Raw genomic sequence first — 15,359 nt, forward strand, 5'->3', positions numbered from 1 at the left:
TAAACACCCCCGGCCTATGTTGTGTCCGTCGCCATTCCCGGCATGCGAACACAACAAGAAGGACAGCGTCATGACGACCGAAGGCCCGCGCAACCAGGCAGTGCTCCTGGAGGGTATCGATGAAATCGAGTGCGTCACCCCCGACCTCAACGGCGTGCCCCGCGGCAAGGTGATGACCGCCGAGGGCTTCCTGGAGGGGCGTCGCTTGCAGATGGCCCGTGGCGTGCTGCTGCAGTGCATCATGGGCGGTTACCCGGCGGCAAAATACTATGGCAGCGACGATGGCGACCTGGCGCTGGTGGCCGAACCCTCGCAGATCCACCGCCTGCCTTGGAGCGACGAACCTCGGGCATTGGCGATCTGCGATGCGGTGGAACTCGATGGCACTCCTTCGGGGTTGTCCAGCCGTGGCCAGCTCAAGGCGGTGATTGCCCGGTACGCCGAGCGCGGGTTGGCACCGGTGGTGGCGACCGAGCTGGAGTTCTTCGTGTTCGCCGCCAACAGCGACCCGACCCAGCCGTTCCAGCCGCCGCTGGGCAAGGACGGACGCCGGGAAATGGGCCATTCGGCCTTCAGTGTCAGCTCCAACAACGGCCTGCGCCCGTTCTTCAACGAGGTGTACCGCTGCATGGCGGCGCTGGGCCTGCCGCGCGACACTTTCATGCATGAAATGGGCGTCAGCCAGTTCGAGATCAATCTGCTGCACGGCGATCCGTTACTGCTGGCCGATCAGACCTTCCTGTTCAAGCACCTGCTCAAAGAGGTGGCGCTGCGCCATGGCCTGACCGTGGTGTGCATGGCCAAGCCGCTGGCGCACACGCCCGGCAGTTCGATGCACATTCACCAGAGCCTGGTGGAAGTCGCCAGTGGGCGCAATGTGTTCAGCGATGAGCAGGGCAGGGCGACGGACACCTTCCACCATTTCATCGGTGGCCTGCAGGCCTGCCTGGCCGACTTCACCGCGCTGTTCGCGCCGAACGTCAATTCCTACCAGCGCCTGTGCCACCCCTATGCGTCACCGAACAACGCCTGCTGGTCCGAGGACAACCGTGCCGCGGGCCTGCGCATTCCGGCCAGCTCGCCTGTGGCGCGGCGGGTGGAGAACCGCCTGCCGGGCGCCGATGCCAACCCCTACCTGGCCATTGCTGCAAGCCTTGCCGCCGGCCTGCACGGTATCGAACGGCAGATTGCGCCGACGCCGGCGATCCAGGGCGAGTTCGAGGTGCCTGAGCACCTCAGCCTGCCTTGCACCCTGCATGCCGCACTGGAGCGCCTCAAGCGCAGCAGCCTGGCGCGGGAACTGTTTGGCAAGGAGTTCATCGAAGGCTACATCGCCACCAAGACCCTGGAACTGAGCGATTTCTTCGATGAAATCACCCCCTGGGAGCGCCGTGTGCTGGCCGCGCAGGCCTGAGCGCGACACGACCGCTACTGGATGCGCCCCCTTGGCCCTTTTCGCTGCCTGGGGGCCTGCGCCAAGATGGATTTGCTTTTATGCTTGCCTGCAACCCAACGCCACCTGGTCAAGGAGCTTGACGGGACGTATGCGAAATATCTGGAAGCCGTTTCAGTCGCTGTACTTCGCTGCCTTGATGATGCTGATCGGTTCCGGTCTGCTGAGTACCTACCTGGCCCTGCGCCTGGCCGCCGATCACGTCGACAGCCTGTGGATCGGTGCGCTGATGGCGGCCAACTACTTCGGCCTGGCGGTAGGGGGCAAGGTGGGACACCGGCTGATTGGCCGGGTCGGGCATATCCGCGCCTATGCCACCTGTGCCGGCATCGTCGGCGCGGCGGTGCTTGGGCATGGGCTGACCAACTGGCTGCCGGTGTGGATCGGACTGCGCATGATCGTCGGCCTGGGGATGATGTGCCAGTACATGGTCATCGAGAGCTGGCTCAACGAACAGGCCGACGCCAAGCACCGCGGCGCGGTATTCAGCGGCTACATGATCGCCTCCTACCTGGGGCTGGTGCTCGGCCAGTTGATCCTGGTGGTGCATCCACAGCTGGGGCCGGAACTGCTGATGCTGGTGGCGATGTGCTTTGCCCTCTGCCTGGTGCCGGTGGCCATGACCCGGCGCATTCACCCTGCGCCGTTGCGCCCGGCGCCGATGGAGCCGAAGTTCTTCATCAAGCGCGTGCCGCAATCGCTGTCCACGGTGCTCGGTTCGGGCCTGATCGTCGGCTCTTTCTATGGCCTGGCGCCGCTGTATGCATCCAGCCAGGGGCTGACCACCGAGCAGATCGGTCTGTTCATGGGCAGTTGCATCTTCGCCGGGCTGCTGGTGCAGTGGCCGCTGGGTTGGCTTTCCGACCGTTATGACCGCGCCGTGCTGATCCGCAGCGTGGCCATCGGCCTGGCCTTGGCTGCCGCACCGCTGGCGATCCTGCCGGGGGTTCCGCTCGAGCTGCTGTTCGCCATGGGCTTCGTCATTTCGCTGTTGCAGTTCTGCCTGTATCCCCTGGCGGTGGCGTTCTCCAATGACCATGTGGAGAGCGAACGGCGGGTCTCGCTGACCGCCATGCTGCTGGTCACCTATGGTGTGGGTGCCTGTATCGGGCCATTGGCGGCCGGGGTGCTGATGAAGCTGCTGGGCGCGCAGATGCTCTACGCCTTCTTCGTGTTCTTCGCGTTGGTGCTGGTGTGGCGCATTCGGCCCAAGGCAGTCACCGGGCTGCACCAGGTCCAGGACGCGCCGTTGGGGCACGTGGCGATGCCGGCGGCAGGCTCGCCGTTGTCGGCGGCGCTCGACCCACGGGTGGATGAGCAGACGGTGCAGGAGGTGATGCAGGCGCCGGTGGCGGCGGAGGATACCGAGGAGGATGTCGCTGCGCGGCCGCAGAGCGAAGAGAGCAGGTCGGTATCCTAGGTGGCCTGCTCAGTTTCTAATGAAAACGCCACCCGATGGGTGGCGTTTTTCATGGTCTGGCGGTGATCAATAGTCGTCCTTGTCAAACCGCCGCGCCTCACGCTGCAGCTGGTAGACGAAGCTCTCGATCTTGCGCTGGGCCTGGCCGTTGAGGTTGTGGAAGCGCACCCCGGCGAAGGTGGTGTTGATACGCTCTTCGAAATGCAGGTGACGCAGTTCGACCAGTGTGTCGCTCAATCCCAGCGGGTTGCCGGCCTTGAAGCGCTCGTAGACCTGGCCCAGTTGCAGGCGGTCCTCGACGTTGCCGTCGAAGCGCAGTTTGCAGCCGGTGGCCGAGATATCCAGCAGTTTGCCGCGCAGCGCGCCGTTGCCCTTGAGGTGGGTGCCATCGAGGGTCACGTCGACCAGTTGCGACAGCTTCAGCGCGGCGCGGAAGGCGTTGCGGCGCTGGTGATAGGTCACTTCATCGGGCAGCGGGCCACGGTAGCAGCGGTGGCCGTCGATCTCGGTGATGGTCAGTGGTGTGCTGCTTTCCCAGGCGATGCGCACGCCGTCGTGGAAGCCTTCGATGCGGAAGGGTTCGCCGCTCTCGATGTACTTCTCGCCGTCGCGGGGGATCATTTCATCCAGTGCCAGGACACCGCTTTCCCGGTCGACATGCACCACATAGCTCTGGAACCGCTGGCTGCGCTCATGGAAGCTGATGATCAGCGGGTCGTGGCTATCCAGCAGCTGGCGCAAGTTGGCCGCGATCTCCAAAGGGGTGGTCAGCACCTTTGGGGGCTGGGGAGCATCGGATTCATTGAACACGGGTTATCAATCTCCAGGCAAAACGGCACACGCAAGTTACGGCATTTTGCCAGTATGTTCCGTGCCTTGATACAACTAAGATAGAACTAATCACACTTGGCTGAGTGCGCGGGGCTTGGCCATTGGCGAGGTGCCGCCACGGCTGTCGTAGAGTGACGGAGAATCGCCACCCTGAAGGATTCTGATCTGATTGGCCGTGCTCTGTTGCTGCACCTGGATGATTCGGCCATTGGTCTCGTTGACCTGCTGGCAGGCATCCATCAGCTCGCCCAGGGCATCGAGTCGGCTCATGATGGCCTCGCCGTTGCTCGACTGCGCGGCCAGCGCCTGCGCACCTGTACGATCGGCGCTCAGGCCGAGGTCCAGCAGCAGTTGGCTGCGGCGCTTGCCCTGCTGCTCGAGCAAGATGATCAACGACTGTTTGCGGGCCAGTATGTGCTCCAGGGCCAGCATATCCCGGCCGTGCAGGGCTATCGCTTCGTTTTGCAGGAGTTCGAGCAGTTCCTGCGTTGGCGCGATGTCGTTTTCGATCAGTTGCAGCAAGGTGATGTCGTGCATGGCTAACTCTTGGCGGTTGCGTCCTTGAAGTCAGCGCGCCTGAAGGTCAGCGCTGGGCTTCGAAATCAAGCAGTTTGCTGGCGACACGGTCGGCATCGACCTTGTAGCTGCCATCTGCGATCGCTTGCTTCAACTCGGCCACACGGGCGCTGTTGACGGTTGGCTGGTCGCGCAGCTTGTCGCTGATCTTCTGCAATTGCTGGGCCTCTGGGCTCAGGTGTACGGCTTCTCCGCTGGCATTGGCCTGCTTTGGCGCTTCACTGGCCGGGCCGGCTTTATCGGCGGTGCCAGGTGCGGCATTGCCGCGAACGCCGCCCGTGACGGACGGAGAATTGTTTAGACGACTGAAGTCGATGACCATGTTCAAAACCCCTGGGAATTAGGACGCATGCCTTGCTTTCGGCCTACCCGAGCAAAACTTTAGGCGTGAATGCATCTCCGCCTCTCGGCACGCGTGCGTAACCCGATGTGTGACACAGTTTAGGGCGCGCGGTTCCACATCGCCAGCGTTCTGTCAGTATCCCGACGCCGGGTGTCGCTACATGGCCACCTCGACCTGGCCGGGCCCAGTGACTCGCGCCTTTACGACGCGTTTGGAGTTCAGGTTGCGTACGCGGATCTGCGTTTGCAGGCCGCCCTTGTCCAGTGCCTCGCCCGGCATGCGCACGCTGAGGCTGCCACTGCGGGCGATGATCACTACATGGTCGCCCTTGCGCACCACTTCGGCCTGCTCCAAGTGCTGTTGCGTCAGCACCTGGTCGAGCACCGTGGGGCGCAGCAGCTTCATGCCCAGCGCCTGGTCTAGCTGAGTCAGGTAGCCGGGGCCGAGGGTGCCTACATCGCGTTCGCGCATGGCCACATCGCCTTCGCCGACCACGCTTTCGCGTTTCAGCGGGCGGGTCATCACCACTACGTCGCGCAACAGGCGGACCTGGGCCGGGACGAAAACCGTCCATGGCGCCGCGCCGTCGCAGCGTACTCGTACCGTGACCCGGCCCAGGGGCGTCGAACTTTCCAGCGAGGCATCCAGCTGCTGGCTGCACAGCGGCATGCGCAGGCGCGGGTCCAAGGTGTTCACCTGGATTTCGTAGCGGCCTGGAGTCTGGGTGGTTGCCAGATAATCCTCTACGGTGAATTCAAGAAACCCTTGAGTGACACCGATAAGCTGTTCAGGCAAGGTAAAAGCGTCCGCCAGCGTACGTATGCCGGGTGCCAGCAGGCACAGGGCGGCCAGTGAGCCGGTCAACAGGCGCGTCAGTCGTCGGAAATTTGTCGTTTTCGTGTACATGGCGTTCAAAAAAGCAAAGCCCGTGCCGATTTGGTACTCAGGCAATCGTTGAAGGAGTCCGGCATGGCTGGAGTGATGGATTCGGTCAACCAGCGCACGCAACTGGTGGGGCAGAACCGCCTGGAGCTGCTGTTGTTTCGCCTCAATGGCGATCAGCTCTACGGCATCAATGTGTTCAAGGTGCGGGAGGTTTTGCAGTGCCCGGACCTGACGTTGCTGCCACGGTCTCATCCGGTGGTGCGCGGTGTGGCCAACATTCGGGGGGCGACCATCCCGATCCTGGACCTGTCGATGGCCACGGGCCTTCCGCAGTTGAAGGAAGAAACGCGCAATAGCTTCGTGATCATCACCGAATACAACACCAAGACCCAGGGCTTCCTGGTGCATTCGGTGGAGCGCATCGTCAACATGAACTGGGAAGAGATCCATCCGCCACCCAAGGGTACCGGGCGTGATCACTACCTGACCGCCGTGACCCGGGTCGACAACCGCATGGTCGAGATCATCGATGTCGAGAAAGTGCTGGCCGAGGTGGCGCCATCGTCCGAGTCTGTATCGGACGGTGTGATCGATGCCGAGGTGCAGGACAAGGCGGTGATGCTGCGGGTTTTGACCGTCGATGACTCGTCGGTGGCGCGCAAGCAGGTGAGTCGTTGCCTGCAGACCGTGGGCGTCGAGGTGGTGGCGCTCAACGATGGCCGTCAGGCCCTGGATTACCTGCGCAAGCTGGTGGACGAGGGCAAGCGACCGGAGGAGGAGTTCCTCATGATGATCTCGGATATTGAAATGCCGGAAATGGACGGCTATACCCTCACGGCGGAGATCCGCAGCGATCCGCGCATGCAAAAGCTGCACATCTGCCTGCATACTTCGTTGTCTGGGGTGTTCAACCAGGCGATGGTCAAGAAGGTCGGTGCCGATGACTTCCTGGCCAAGTTCAGGCCGGATGACCTCGCCCAGCGCGTGGTCGATCGGATCAAGGCGAGTCATTGAAACGGCCGGGGCTCGTCCCCGGCGCTAGCGATTTAAGAAGAGGCGGCAGCATTGTCTACGGGTAATTTGGATTTCGAACAGTTCCGGGTCTTCCTGGAGAAAGCCTGTGGCATCCTGCTGGGCGAGAATAAGCAGTACCTGGTCTCCAGCCGTCTCAACAAGCTGATGGAGCAACAGGGCATCAAGTCGCTGGGCGAGCTGGTGCAGCGCATCCAGACCCAGCCACGCGGTGGCTTGCGCGAGCAGGTGGTCGATGCCATGACCACCAACGAGACGCTGTGGTTCCGCGACACCTACCCGTTCGAGGTGCTCAAGAGCAAGGTGATCCCGGAGTTCATCAAGAACAACCCGGGCCAGCGCCTGCGCATCTGGTCGGCGGCCTGTTCCTCCGGGCAGGAGCCATACTCGCTCTCGATGGCCATCGACGAGTTCGAGCGGACCAACCTCGGTCAGTTGAAGATGGGTGCGCAGATCGTTGCCACCGACCTGTCCGGTGCCATGCTCAACAACTGCAAGACCGGTGAGTACGACAGCCTGGCTATCGCCCGCGGCTTGTCGCAGGAGCGCCTGCAGCGCTACTTCGACACCAAGGGGCCAGGGCGCTGGGCAGTCAAGCCGCCGATCCGCAGTCGCGTCGAGTTTCGCTCGTACAACCTGCTCGACAGCTATGCGCCGCTGGGCAAGTTCGACATCGTGTTCTGCCGCAATGTCTTGATCTACTTCTCGGCTCAGGTCAAGAAAGACATCCTCATGCGTATTCACGGCACTCTCAAGCCCGGGGGTTATCTGTTCCTCGGCGCGTCCGAGGCGCTCAATGGGCTGCCTGACCACTACCAGATGGTCCAGTGCAGCCCGGGGATCATCTACCAGGCCAAGTGAATGGCAACAAAAAGGCCGGTATCGCGAGATACCGGCCTTTTTGCTGGCGGTGTGAAAAGCGCTGCGTGCGATCAGAACGCGTAGCGCACTCGCGCCGAGAATGCATCGGCATCGAAGCCCGACTTGCCGACGTAGTCGTAGCTCACGCCGACGCTCACCGCGCCCAGCTTGTAGTCGACCCCCAGGCCGGCCTCGTAGCTATTGCGCGATACATTGGCGCCACGGGTGACGAAGGCGTTGCTGCCGAGCACGAAGGTGGAGGTGTTCTGTACTGGGTCGGCGGCAAAGTCGTGGTAGGTCATCAGCTTCAGCTGCGGCTGCAGGGTGCCCGCGCCCAGCGGCAGGTTACCGGCCAGGCGGATGCCGGCGCCCAGCTCGATGGCTTCGTAGCGCTGGTCCTCGACCTTGAGCGCGGCGGATGAGCCTTTCTCGCGGTAGCCGTCGACATCGACGCGGCTGTAGCGTGCGGCGACGCGGGGTTCGACCAGCAGGCGCGGATTGACCTGCCAGCCGTAGCCGCCGACCAGGTTCAGGCCTAGCAGGTTGCTGTCGTAGTCGGACTTGGCGCGGGTGCCGGCGATTTCGCGCTTGCCTTCGTTGTCGTTGAGGCCATAGGTGAGGCTGACATCGACGAAGTAGTTGTCCAGGGTGTAGCTGCCATACAGCGAGAACGCATGGCTTTGCACCTGGGTCTTGTTGCCGCGCTTACCGTTGACGTCGGTGTCGATGAAACTGTAGGCCGTACCGAGGCTGAGCTGGTCGTTCAGCTGGCCGTCGGCGCCGATCGCCATGCCCCGGCTGTGGGCGTTGTAGCCGGCAATGCCGTCGCGTCGCTGCTGGCTGGCATCGCTGTACAGCGACTGCATCCATACCCTTGGCGCGTGGGAGGGTGCGCTGGCGGTGTGGGTACGCAAGCCGTAGGCGCGACCATCGATGGCGTTGCCGATCAGGCGTTGGCTGGCGAGGGCGGCCTGTCGCGCGCCATCGCTGACCTCGGGTGCCAACTGCTCGGCGAGCCTGGCCAGTTGCGCCTCGTCGGCGCGGGCGGCGGCAAGGAACAAGGGGTCCTGATTGCTCAGGCGTGCCAGCAAACCTGCCTGGGAGAGGCTACGCAGCGCCTGTTGCGCATTGCCGTTACCGCCTTGGGCGGTGACGATCTGATCGAGCGCTTCGGTGGGCTTGGTGCTGACGGTGGCGTAGACCTTGTTGTCCTCGAGGGTGCTGCTCGTGACATTCAGCAGCGCCGAGGTGCTGACGACCTTGGGTGTGCCGCTGGCGTCGAGCACATTCACCCGACCGGCTTCGAGCAGCAGGTAGCGCGTGCCGCCTGCCTGGAAATCATCGCCTTCCGGGGTCAGGGCGATCCTGGCGTTCTGGCCGAACTCGGTGATGCCGCTGACCTTGACGATGGCCTCGTTGGGGGCGGTCATCTCGGAGAGCAGCATACCCAGTGCCGAGTTGTCGGCCACGCGCAGGTTGCCGTCGATGCGGGTGTGGTCGGAGTCGAAGTGAAGCGTGACGGGAGGATCGCCGGCGCTGCCGACATCGAGCCAGCCGTCGTTCACCAGGCGGATATCGGCGCTGCCGCGGTTGATGACGGTGGTGCCGTAGGTGCTGTCGCCCTCGACTTCGATGTTGGCGATTCCGGTGAGGGTGCCGTAGATCTCGCTGCCTTCGCGCAGGATCAGCTCGACCGGGTGACTGCTTGCGCTGGCATCGATGGCGACGTCGGCCCAGAGGCTGCCGCTGTTGAAGATGTTCACGTCGCCATTGGCCTTCTGCCAAGGCTGCATGCCTGGGCCATCGAGGGCGACGTTGCCGATTCTGATGGCAGTGCCACTGGTGGTGATCCGGCCGGTGTTGATGATGTGCCGTCCGAGCGTGTCGGTCAGGGTCGCGCCATCGAGCACGATGCCCTCGGCGCCGGCAAAGATCTCGCCGTGGTTCTCGATGCCGGCAAGCACGGCGCCGATCGCGCGGCTGTCGGGGCTGGACGTGGCCAGGATGCCGATAGCGTTGCTGCTGGTCGCGCGGATGAGGCCGCGGTTGATGACCTTGCCCTCCAGGTTGGCGCCGGCCACGTTGATGGCGCGCGCTTCAGGCGAGGAAGCCTCGATGAGCGCCCCCTCGGCATTGAGTACATCGCCCCTGACTAGCGTGGTGCCGGTGTTGGGGGAGGCCAGGTCAATACCGTAGTTCTGCACGCCGCTGACAGCGAAGACGCCGGTGGTGGACTTGAGCTGGCCCAGGTTGCGCAGGTCGCCGTCGACGGTGCTGGCCCGCAGGCGCAGGGCGGCACCGCCGAGGCTGGTGGTCTTGACATTGCCGGTGTTGGTCAGTTGGCCGCCGAGGCTGCTGCTGGCTATATGGATGCCATCGGTCTGATGCGTGCTGTCGCTGAAAGTCCGGTCGTTGTCATTGATGGCGCTGGCGAGGGACAGGTCACCCATGACCCTGCTGTCGGACAGGTGAATGGCGTTCCTGTCCCGCCCGGTGAAGCTGCCGGAAATAGTCAGGTCGTCGTTGATGAGCTGATGTTCACGGCGCAACCCGCTGTCGTCCAGTGTGATGGTCTGGGCCAGGGAGGGTAGAGGGGCGGCGCTTATGGCGAGGGTGATGAGCGTTTTGCGGACGGTTGGCAAAGCCACGGTTTCTATCCTTGGAAAACATTGAAAAATCAACGCGCATCCATGCGTGGTTGGAAACCATGGGCTCTCCGATAGTGGCTTCGTGCCACGGCACTGCGCGGGGCGCGAATGCTACCTGTAATGCTGGCCAATGGACACGTCTGCTTGACGTCAATTTTTTGTTTTGCCGCTTTTGCCGCCTGCCAATTGCCGCTCGCCGCGTTCGAAGCGGAAGCACTTTGCCGCTTTTCTGGCATTGCCATCTGCCGTATGGCCAGCAACCTCCACTGTTTGCGGGTGCTGCGAGGGTTGGCACAGCCCTTGCTAAAGCTAAGCCAACGAAACTCTGGTCAACCTCTGAAGGTTCCCCGATATGAGCATCAGCTTCGACAAGGCGCTCGGCATCCACGAAAAGGCATTGGGCTTCCGCGCCCAGCGCGCCGAAGTACTGGCCAACAACATCGCCAACGCCGACACGCCCAACTACAAGGCGCGCGACATGGACTTCTCGTCCGTGCTCGCCGCCGAGTCCGACAAGCAGCAGAACGGCCGCATCGCCCTGGATCGTACCAACAGCCGCCACATCGAGGCCGAGGGCCTGGCGATGATGGACGACACCCTGAAGTACCGCACGCCGATGCAGCCGTCGATCGACCAGAACACCGTGGACGCGCAGATCGAGCAATCGAACTACACGGAAAACGCGGTTGGCTTCCAGGCCAGCTTCACCCTGCTCAACAGTAAATTCAAAGGGCTGGTATCGGCCCTGCGCGGAGAGTGACCATGTCCCTTGCCAGTGTCTTCAATATCGCCGGTAGCGGCATGAGTGCGCAGAACACGCGCCTGAACACCGTTGCCTCGAACATCGCCAACGCCGAGACCGTCTCGTCGAGCATCGACCAGACCTACCGCGCCCGTCATCCGGTGTTCGCCACCACCTTCCAGCAGGCTCAGGGTGGCGCCGGCCAGTCGCTGTTCGAAGATCAGGGCGAAGCGGGCCAGGGTGTGCAGGTCAAGGGCATCATCGAGGATCAGAGCAACCTCGAGGCCCGTTACGAGCCAAACCACCCGGCGGCGAACAAGGACGGCTACGTCTACTACCCGAACGTCAACGTGGTCGAGGAGATGGCTGACATGATCTCCGCCAGTCGTGCGTTCCAGACTAACGCCGAGCTGATGAACACCGCCAAGAACATGATGCAGAAAGTGCTGACCCTGGGTCAGTAAGCAGAGAGCCTAAATGACTACCACCAATACCGATAACAAGGTCGGCAGCGGCTATCTGGAGTCCCTGCAGAAGCCCAACAACAAGAACAACGCCAGCACCGGTCAGGCCGGCAGCGCGTTGGGCAAGGATGCGTTCTTGCAGTTGCTGGTCACGCAGATGAAGAACCAGAACCCGCTCGACCCGCAGGACAACGGCGAGTTCGTTGCGCAATTGGCGCAGTTCAGCAGCCTCGAAGGTATCCAGTCGCTGAAGGAGTCGGTCGACGGCATCCTCACCGGCATTGGTTCGTCCCAGGCGCTGCAGGCCACCTCGCTGGTCGGTCGTTCGGTGATCGTGGCGACCGACAAGGCGGTGGTCGATACCACCAAGAGCTTCAATGGCCAGGTCGTGGTGCCGTCGAACATCACCGAAGGCAAGGTCACCATCAAGGACAAGGACGGCAACGTGGTCAAGACCATCGAGCTGGGTGCGCAGAAGGCTGGCACCGCTGACTTCATCTGGGATGGCACCAACGACAAAGGCGAGAAGGTCGACCCAGGCACCTACACCTTCAGCGCCGAAACCAAGGTCGACGGCAAGGCCAAGACGCTGGCCACGTTGCTGCCGGCCAAGGTCAACAGTGTCAGCTTCCAGAATGGCAGCGAGATGATGCTCGACCTCGCCGGTATCGGCAAAGTCGGCATCTCCAAAGTCACCACCATCGGAATTTAACGCCGCAGAATCGGCACAAGGAGCGAGTACATGTCTTTCAATATCGGCCTTAGCGGTCTCTATGCGGCGAACAAGGCACTGAACGTTACCGGCAACAACATTGCCAACGTTGCCACCAGTGGTTTCAAGGCTTCGCGCGCCGAGTTCGGCGACCAGTATTCGCAGTCCATCCGTGGTACTGCGGGCGGCAAGACTCAGGTGGGCAGCGGCGTGAAGACCATGGCGGTCTCGCAGATGTTCAACCCGGGCAACATCAATGGCACCGGCCAGGCGCTGGACATGGCCATCGACGGCAACGGCTTCTTCGCCCTGAACGACAACGGCTCGCGCATCTACACCCGTTCCGGCGCCTTCTACAGCGACAAGGAAGGCTATGTCGTGAATGCCAACGGCGCCAACCTGCAAGGCTATCCGGTGGATGAGAACGGCAAGGTCATCCAGGGTTCGCTGACCAACCTGAAGATCGATACTTCCAACCTGTCGCCGAAGCCGACCGGTCGCATCTCCGAGACCGTCAACCTGAACTCCAGTGATGCCGCGCCTTCGGTTTCTCCATTCGATCCGACCAATGTCAAAAGCTACAACTACACCTTCAATACCCCGATCTATGACAGTCAGGGTAACGAGCACCAGATGAACCAGTACTTCGTCAAGGATGCCGGCACCAACTCCTGGACCATGTACACCACCATCGATGGTCGCAACCCCGCCAACCCGGCGCTGACCACTCCTCTGGCCAACAAACTGCCGTTCACCACCGGAGGCAAACTGGACACTGCGGCCATGGCTGCTGGTGCGGTCACGGGTGGCCTGACTATCGCTCCCGACAAGACCTTCCAGTTGACTAACTGGGTGCCGGCCGAGAAGAACGCCGCAGGCGCCTGGGTTGGCAATGGCGCCACCGCACGTGCCGGCGGTGTGACCCTGGATATGCTGGCCACCACCCAGTACAACGCGGCCTCGGCCACCACCGCCAAGGACCAGGACGGCTATGCCACCGGTGAGCTGGCCGGCCTGACCGTGGATCAGAGCGGCAACATGTTCGCCAACTTCACCAACGGCCAGAACAAGGTCATCGGCCAGGTGGTGATCGCCAACTTCGCCAACCTGCAGGGTCTGACGCCGGTCGGTGCCACCGCCTGGAAAGAGTCCTACGCTTCGGGCGTGCCGATCATCGGCGAGCCGGACACCGGTACCCTGGGCCGTATCGCTGGCAGCTCCCTGGAAGACTCCAACGTCGACCTGACCGGTGAGCTGGTCAACCTGATCAAGGCGCAGAGCAACTACCAGGCCAACGCCAAGACCATTTCCACCGAAAGCACCATCATGCAGACCATCATCCAGATGACCTGATGATCGTGGCGTGACTAAGCCCCTGCTTGCAGGGGCTTTTTCACATCTGGCAGTGCGGAGGGCGATGTCATGAAAAAGCTGTCGGTGTTCGTGGTGGTGGCCGGTGCGTTGCTGGTTGCGCTGTCGCTGCGTGCCGCGCCGGCGCCCTGGTATCAGTGGCAAAGCCTGGCGACCGGTCGTTACATGTGCTCGGCCAACGATCCGGGCGAGGGCTGGAAGCGGCATTCCGGCCCCTATAGGAACGGCGCTTGCCGTGACGACTGACGCGCGGTTGCCGCCTGCGGCAACTAATCGCCGACAAACTGACGCCAGGCGCCATTGAATGCCCTGAAAGCCCTGTGTTACAGGGCCTTTGTAATGTTGGTTCGATAATTGCTTTTCCCTTGCCAACGATAGCGCGGCAAGGTTCGCGTAGAGGAGATGCTGTGGACAAGATGCTTTATGTGGCCATGACCGGCGCCAGCCAGAACGCGCTGGCGCAGAAGGCCCATGCCAACAACCTGGCGAACGTTTCCACCAACGGCTTCCAGCGTGACCTGGAGCAGGCCCGTTCGATGCCGGTGTTCGGCGACAGCTTTCCGGCGCGTGCCTTTGCCATGACCGAGCGCCCGGCCACCGATTTCAGCGAAGGGGCCCTGGTCGAGACCGGTCGCGAACTGGATGTGGCGGTTGCCGGCAAGGGGTTCATCGCCGTTCAGGCGCCGGACGGCAGCGAAGCCTACGTACGCACCGGCAGCCTCAATATTGACGCCCTGGGCGTGCTGCGTGCCGGTAACGGCATGCCGGTAATCGGCAATGGCGGCCCGATCGCGATCCCGCCGGAGCAGAAGGTCGAGGTTGGCGACGACGGCACCATCAGCATTCGCGCCATGGGCGAGGACCCGCGGGTGATGGCCGAGGTCGACCGGATCAAGCTGGTCAACCCGGATATCAAGGGTTTGACCAAGGGCCCGGACGGCATGATCCGCACCACCAGCGGCCAGCCGGCCGACGCCGATGTCAACGTGCGTGTGGTGTCCGGTTTCCTGGAGTCGAGCAACGTCAACGCCGTCGAGGAAATGACCTCGGTGCTGGCGCTGTCCCGCCAGTTCGAACTGCACGTCAAGATGATGAACGCGGCCAAGGAAGGCGATGAAGCCATGGCTCGGGTTTTGCAAATCGGCTAATTACATTTGAACGGGTGCCGTAAAACAGGCGCACGAGGAGAACACTAAATGCTTCCGGCTCTTTGGGTCGCTAAAACCGGCCTGTCCGCCCAGGACACCAACCTTGCGGTCATCTCCAACAACCTGGCCAACGTGTCGACCACCGGCTTCAAGCGTGATCGCGCCGAGTTCCAGGATTTGCTCTACCAGATCAAGCGTCAGCCTGGCGCGCAGTCGACCCAGGATAGCGAGCTGCCTTCGGGCCTGCAGGTCGGTACTGGCGTGCGCATCGTCGGCACCCAGAAAAGCTTCACCGCCGGCAGCCTGCAGACCACCGAGAACCCGCTGGACATGGCGGTCAACGGTCGCGGTTTCTTCCAGATCCTGCAGCCTGACGGCACCGTGTCGTATACCCGTGACGGTACCTTCCACCTGAACTCCGACGGCCAGATCGTCACCGCCAACGGCTTCGCCCTGGAGCCGGCCATCGTCGTGCCGCCGGACGCGCAGACCTTCACCGTCGGCAAGGACGGCACCGTGTCGATCACCACGGCGGGCAACCCGGCCGCGCAGGTTATCGGCAACATCCAGACCGCCGACTTCATCAACCCGGCGGGTTTGCAGGCCATCGGCGGCAACCTGTTCTTCGAGACTGCCGCCAGCGGCGCGCCGCAGGTCGGTACGCCGGGCCTGAACGGTTTTGGCACCACCGAGCAGCAGATGCTGGAGGCGTCCAACGTAAGCACCGTCGAAGAGCTGGTGAACATGATCACCACCCAGCGCGCCTACGAGATGAACTCCAAGGTCATCTCCGCCGCCGACAAGATGCTGTCGTTCGTCACCCAGCAGCTGTAAGCCCTGGCAGCCCGCCGGGTGCGGGCCGCTGACCATTCG

The 15,359-nt window shown here is 62.7% G+C and carries 16 protein-coding genes; 11 read left to right on the forward strand and 5 right to left on the reverse strand.

What is annotated here, in order from left to right:
- Nucleotides 1-172: 172 nt before the first annotated feature.
- Nucleotides 173-1,414 carry a glutamine synthetase family protein gene (locus tag KSS90_RS07915; RefSeq protein ID WP_217869752.1) on the forward strand — a complete coding sequence of 414 codons (1,242 nt, stop codon included), beginning with the start codon at nucleotides 173-175 and terminating at the stop codon, nucleotides 1,412-1,414.
- A gap of 130 nt (nucleotides 1,415-1,544) precedes the next feature.
- Nucleotides 1,545-2,873: an MFS transporter gene (locus tag KSS90_RS07920; RefSeq protein ID WP_217868912.1), complete on the forward strand. Its 1,329-nt coding sequence runs from the start codon at nucleotides 1,545-1,547 to the stop codon at nucleotides 2,871-2,873.
- Between the two features lie 66 nt (nucleotides 2,874-2,939).
- On the opposite strand, the gene KSS90_RS07925 is transcribed toward KSS90_RS07920, so the two are convergent.
- The 4 genes from KSS90_RS07925 to flgA form a co-directional block, all read right to left on the reverse strand.
- A complete protein-coding gene (locus KSS90_RS07925) occupies nucleotides 2,940-3,683 on the reverse strand; it encodes a flagellar brake protein (protein ID WP_217868913.1) in 744 nt (247 codons plus the stop codon).
- A gap of 90 nt (nucleotides 3,684-3,773) precedes the next feature.
- Entirely contained in the window at nucleotides 3,774-4,241 is a 468-nt protein-coding gene (locus KSS90_RS07930; protein ID WP_217868914.1) for a flagella synthesis protein FlgN, read from the reverse strand.
- A 46-nt stretch (nucleotides 4,242-4,287) separates the two neighbouring features.
- Nucleotides 4,288-4,602 carry a flagellar biosynthesis anti-sigma factor FlgM gene (gene flgM, locus KSS90_RS07935; RefSeq protein ID WP_217868915.1) on the reverse strand — a complete coding sequence of 105 codons (315 nt, stop codon included), beginning with the start codon at nucleotides 4,600-4,602 and terminating at the stop codon, nucleotides 4,288-4,290.
- A 177-nt stretch (nucleotides 4,603-4,779) separates the two neighbouring features.
- A complete protein-coding gene (gene flgA, locus KSS90_RS07940; protein WP_217868916.1) occupies nucleotides 4,780-5,529 on the reverse strand; it encodes a flagellar basal body P-ring formation chaperone FlgA in 750 nt (249 codons plus the stop codon).
- Nucleotides 5,530-5,592: 63 nt separating this feature from the next.
- On the opposite strand from flgA, the gene KSS90_RS07945 reads away from it, so the two are divergent.
- Together KSS90_RS07945 and cheR are read left to right on the forward strand one after the other, a co-directional pair.
- A complete protein-coding gene (locus KSS90_RS07945; protein WP_050706714.1) occupies nucleotides 5,593-6,522 on the forward strand; it encodes a chemotaxis protein CheV in 930 nt (309 codons plus the stop codon).
- Between the two features lie 51 nt (nucleotides 6,523-6,573).
- On the forward strand, nucleotides 6,574-7,401 hold the full coding sequence (gene cheR / locus KSS90_RS07950; RefSeq protein WP_217868917.1) for a protein-glutamate O-methyltransferase CheR: 828 nt from the start codon (nucleotides 6,574-6,576) through the stop codon (nucleotides 7,399-7,401).
- Between the two features lie 71 nt (nucleotides 7,402-7,472).
- Here the strand turns inward: cheR and KSS90_RS07955 are convergent, their stop codons facing one another.
- Nucleotides 7,473-10,049, reverse strand: a complete 2,577-nt coding sequence (locus KSS90_RS07955) for an autotransporter family protein (RefSeq protein WP_225933141.1) — start codon at nucleotides 10,047-10,049, stop codon at nucleotides 7,473-7,475.
- A 352-nt stretch (nucleotides 10,050-10,401) separates the two neighbouring features.
- Here KSS90_RS07955 and flgB point away from each other — a divergent pair, with 352 nt between their 5' ends.
- The 7 genes from flgB to flgG all read left to right on the forward strand — a co-directional run bounded on the left by flgB (nucleotide 10,402) and on the right by flgG (nucleotide 15,320).
- Entirely contained in the window at nucleotides 10,402-10,809 is a 408-nt protein-coding gene (flgB, locus tag KSS90_RS07960; RefSeq protein ID WP_217868918.1) for a flagellar basal body rod protein FlgB, read from the forward strand.
- Nucleotides 10,810-10,811: 2 nt separating this feature from the next.
- Nucleotides 10,812-11,255 (forward strand): flagellar basal body rod protein FlgC, encoded by a 444-nt coding sequence (gene flgC / locus KSS90_RS07965; protein ID WP_023629792.1) that lies wholly within the window; start codon nucleotides 10,812-10,814, stop codon nucleotides 11,253-11,255.
- Between the two features lie 13 nt (nucleotides 11,256-11,268).
- Complete coding sequence (gene flgD, locus KSS90_RS07970) at nucleotides 11,269-11,967, forward strand: flagellar hook assembly protein FlgD (RefSeq protein ID WP_217868919.1); 699 nt, start codon at nucleotides 11,269-11,271, stop codon at nucleotides 11,965-11,967.
- Nucleotides 11,968-11,997: 30 nt separating this feature from the next.
- Nucleotides 11,998-13,320: a flagellar hook protein FlgE gene (gene flgE / locus KSS90_RS07975; RefSeq protein WP_217868920.1), complete on the forward strand. Its 1,323-nt coding sequence runs from the start codon at nucleotides 11,998-12,000 to the stop codon at nucleotides 13,318-13,320.
- A gap of 69 nt (nucleotides 13,321-13,389) precedes the next feature.
- Nucleotides 13,390-13,584, forward strand: coding sequence for a hypothetical protein (locus KSS90_RS07980; protein ID WP_217868921.1), 195 nt, complete (start codon nucleotides 13,390-13,392; stop codon nucleotides 13,582-13,584).
- A 161-nt stretch (nucleotides 13,585-13,745) separates the two neighbouring features.
- Nucleotides 13,746-14,486 (forward strand): flagellar basal-body rod protein FlgF, encoded by a 741-nt coding sequence (gene flgF / locus KSS90_RS07985; RefSeq protein WP_217868922.1) that lies wholly within the window; start codon nucleotides 13,746-13,748, stop codon nucleotides 14,484-14,486.
- 48 nt (nucleotides 14,487-14,534) lie between these two features.
- Nucleotides 14,535-15,320, forward strand: coding sequence for a flagellar basal-body rod protein FlgG (gene flgG, locus KSS90_RS07990; RefSeq protein WP_110738588.1), 786 nt, complete (start codon nucleotides 14,535-14,537; stop codon nucleotides 15,318-15,320).
- Nucleotides 15,321-15,359 lie beyond the last annotated feature (39 nt).

Origin of the sequence: Pseudomonas maumuensis, assembly GCF_019139675.1 — a bacterium.
GTDB lineage: Bacteria > Pseudomonadota > Gammaproteobacteria > Pseudomonadales > Pseudomonadaceae > Aquipseudomonas > Aquipseudomonas maumuensis.